The following is a 2,886-nucleotide window of genomic DNA, read 5'->3' as shown; positions in this document are numbered from 1 at the left end:
TATTACTATTATTTTCTTTGATAAAATTCATTTCGAGGGTTTTTGAATAGTTTTTTGGATTATGAATCTATCAGACGACAAGTTCGGTGAACTACTCTCACATCTCGTAAAAAGCAGTATCTATCCGGCCGATGAAATTCCGGGCATCATCTACGATCAATGTAGCATCTTCTCCGGTAATCTTCGATTCAATGGAATAATCTGCAGTTTCCCTACGTTCTTTTGCATGTGACAGTGCCCGACCATACATCTCTTCAATGAATTTGGTTTTCACAAATTAAAGCCCAAAATGGAGAATCAGTCCCTTGTGACCTTTAGGATGGATATCACGGTAAGCCAATAGTGCCCGTGCTGCATAAAACATCCCATAATATGCACGACTCACTGCATCATTGTAATATCCTCCCTTCAAGAGATATTCAGCTGCGTCAAGCGTTTCTTGCGCTAGTATGAGATCACGATCAGGCAATGGTGATACCCTCTTGGATTACGTTTTCTTTGAATCCTGGTGATCCCAAAAATGTGTCTGTATTCATCACTTTGACTGACACATATTCTCCCGTTGTTACCATAAGATCAAAGGCAATGCCGGTCATTGCCCGCCACCCCTCTTGTTCAATGCCATTCCAGAGCACGAGTATATCGATATCTGAATCCGGACCTTCTTCTCCCCGTGTTACTGATCCATAAAGAATTAATCCTCTCAATCTGATGGGAATACCTAGAGTGGACCAATTGTGAAAACTGATTGATAACTGCCAGGGAACTCCTCTGGTTTGGCATTTTCTTATATATGATCCGTTTATGAATCCTTATAAATACTTGCCAATACGCTCCGTGATCAGGCAGAGTTCATACTATATCTGGATGATGCGAATCCTCGTAACCTTCGTGGCCCGGACAGACGGCGTCACCGTTCTCGTATATGATAATAAGGACCGCCGATAGGATTTATCACCCGAGATGTCCATTTTTTCGAGTGGTTTTCGCGGGATAAGCATAGATTTTTCTCTCGAATCTTTCGAGAGGGCCATCTCCTTTATACGTATCTGCGTGTAGACTTAGGTCTCATCGGTTCATTCGATCTCGCAACAACATGAGGACTTCCGAGAGTTATTTATTATGCGTGATTTCCTGAATGAAACTAGGATCTTTGATACTACGATTTGAAACATGGTCAAATTCAGCATAATTATCCCGAATTATAATGGCATATCCTATTTACTTCCCTGCATAGACTCGATTCGGGCACAGAAATATCAGAACCATGAGATAATTATCGTCGATAATGCATCTGCTGATAGTAGTACTGAGTTTATTCGAGATTTCTATCCTGATGTTCATCTTATTGTCAACTCCTGCAATCGGGGATTTGCCGGTGGGTGCAATGATGGGGCGAATGTAGCAAAAGGTGAATTTTTATTTTTTCTTAATGTAGATACGAGATTACGTCCGGAGTTCCTGGCTTCTATGCATAACGCGATCCAAAAATATGGCGGGTATGGAATGTATGCTCCCAAAATGAAATACCCGGATGGAAGGATTAATTCCACCGGAATATGTATTTCTCTTTCCGGGGCTGCATGGGATCGGGGCCTGGGAGCAGAAGATTCAGGACGATATGATCAATCTGAAGACATCTTAGGTCCCAGTGGGGGTGCTGCTTTATTCAGACGAGAAGCTTTTTTTGAAGCAGGAGGTTTTGACGAAGATTTTTTTTTGTATATGGAAGATTTAGATCTCGTAATCAGGGCACAACTGGCAGGGTGGAAGTGCCGGTATATTCCGGAAGCGGTCGTATATCATCACCATGGTGGTATCACTGGTATTGAATCTGATATTTCTGTATATTATGGGAACAGAAATCTCCTCTGGTATCCGGTAAAAAATTATCCCTGGTGGTTATTACTCCTTGTTTTACCCTGGACGGTTGGAAGGACGATCGGAGTAGTTGGGTATTATGCGCTGAAAGGGAAGGGGAGAGTTGCGATAAAAGCTAAATGGGATGGTATTTGCTATATTCCGCAAATAATTAAGAAGCGAAAGGGCCAAATTAGTAAAACATCCGGGACAGGTATCTGGCGGCATCTGCATGTTATTGCATTCAGTAATTGAGGGATATGACAATTAACTTCGATCTTAAAAGTCAGCGAGATATAATGCCCTTGGTAAGTGTTGTTATTCCCAACTATAATGGATATCAATATCTGGAACGGTGTCTTAACTCTGTTTTTAGTCAATCATATTCGAATATCGAAGTCGTTTTTGTTGACAATGCTTCAGTAGATTTAAGCGTCAGTTATGTTAAGGAGATGTTCCCTTCTGTCCAAATTATTCAAAACTCGAGAAACTTAGGGTTTTCAGGTGGGGTTAACTGTGGTATCCGTGCATCAAAGGGTGAATCTATTTTCACTCTTAATACTGATACAGAATTAGAGCCTGATTGTATCAGATTTTTGGTGAATGAACTTGAAGAGTCACCTGATGTTGGGTTATGTGGGCCAAAATTACTTTTTTTTGATGGAAAAATTAATTCGACGGGGATGTTTTTTTCGAGAGGGGGAGCAGCATGGGACAGAGGTATGGGGGAAGAGGATACAGGGCAATATGATACTATTGAATGTAAAGAGGTAATGGGTGTTTGTGCGGGGGCAGCAATGTACCGCAAGGCAATGTTGGATGAAATCGGGCTTTTTGATGAAGATTTTTTTTTGATTTTTGAGGACTATGATCTTTCGCTTCGTGCATACTTAACCGGTTGGAAAGCAAGATATGTGTCAGATGCCAGGGTTTTGCATGTAGGGGGGGTTAGTATGGATCTGGTTTCTGATTTAGCGGTTTATTATGGAGAGCGGAATAAAGTATGGGTTCCTATGAAGAACTACT

5 protein-coding genes are annotated in these 2,886 nt (G+C 41.3%); 2 read left to right on the top strand and 3 right to left on the bottom strand.

Translation table 11 applies throughout. From position 1 onward, the window contains the following. Window positions 1–97: 97 nt before the first annotated feature. From LUQ50_RS14875 to LUQ50_RS14865, 3 genes are read right to left on the bottom strand one after another with little or no spacing between them, the layout of a single operon-like run. Window positions 98–274, bottom strand: a complete 177-nt coding sequence (locus tag LUQ50_RS14875) for a hypothetical protein (RefSeq protein WP_300041028.1) — start codon at window positions 272–274, stop codon at window positions 98–100. A 3-nt stretch (window positions 275–277) separates the two neighbouring features. Beyond that, window positions 278–469, bottom strand: a complete 192-nt coding sequence (locus tag LUQ50_RS14870; protein ID WP_300041026.1) for a HEPN domain-containing protein — start codon at window positions 467–469, stop codon at window positions 278–280. Further along, window positions 462–707 carry a nucleotidyltransferase family protein gene (locus tag LUQ50_RS14865; protein WP_300041024.1) on the bottom strand — a complete coding sequence of 82 codons (246 nt, stop codon included), beginning with the start codon at window positions 705–707 and terminating at the stop codon, window positions 462–464. Before LUQ50_RS14865 ends, LUQ50_RS14870 begins: the two co-directional genes overlap by 8 nt. Before the next feature lie 466 nt (window positions 708–1,173). Here LUQ50_RS14865 and LUQ50_RS14860 point away from each other — a divergent pair, with 466 nt between their 5' ends. Together LUQ50_RS14860 and LUQ50_RS14855 are read left to right on the top strand one after the other, a co-directional pair. Next, the gene (locus tag LUQ50_RS14860) at window positions 1,174–2,115 is read left to right on the top strand and encodes a glycosyltransferase family 2 protein (protein WP_300041022.1); all 942 of its coding nucleotides are present in this window, start codon (window positions 1,174–1,176) and stop codon (window positions 2,113–2,115) included. Window positions 2,116–2,120: 5 nt separating this feature from the next. Beyond that, the coding region (locus LUQ50_RS14855) for a glycosyltransferase family 2 protein (protein ID WP_300041020.1) at window positions 2,121–2,886 on the top strand (766 nt) is incomplete at its 3' end.

This window comes from Methanospirillum sp., from assembly GCF_028679455.1.
GTDB lineage: Archaea > Halobacteriota > Methanomicrobia > Methanomicrobiales > Methanospirillaceae > Methanospirillum.
This window is presented reverse-complemented; position numbering and strand designations above follow the sequence as displayed.

Coding starts and splice junctions, on each gene's coding strand:
- LUQ50_RS14860 (WP_300041022.1), top strand. CDS start 1,174: ATGGTCAAATTCAGCATAATTATCCCGAATTATAATGGCATATCCTAT.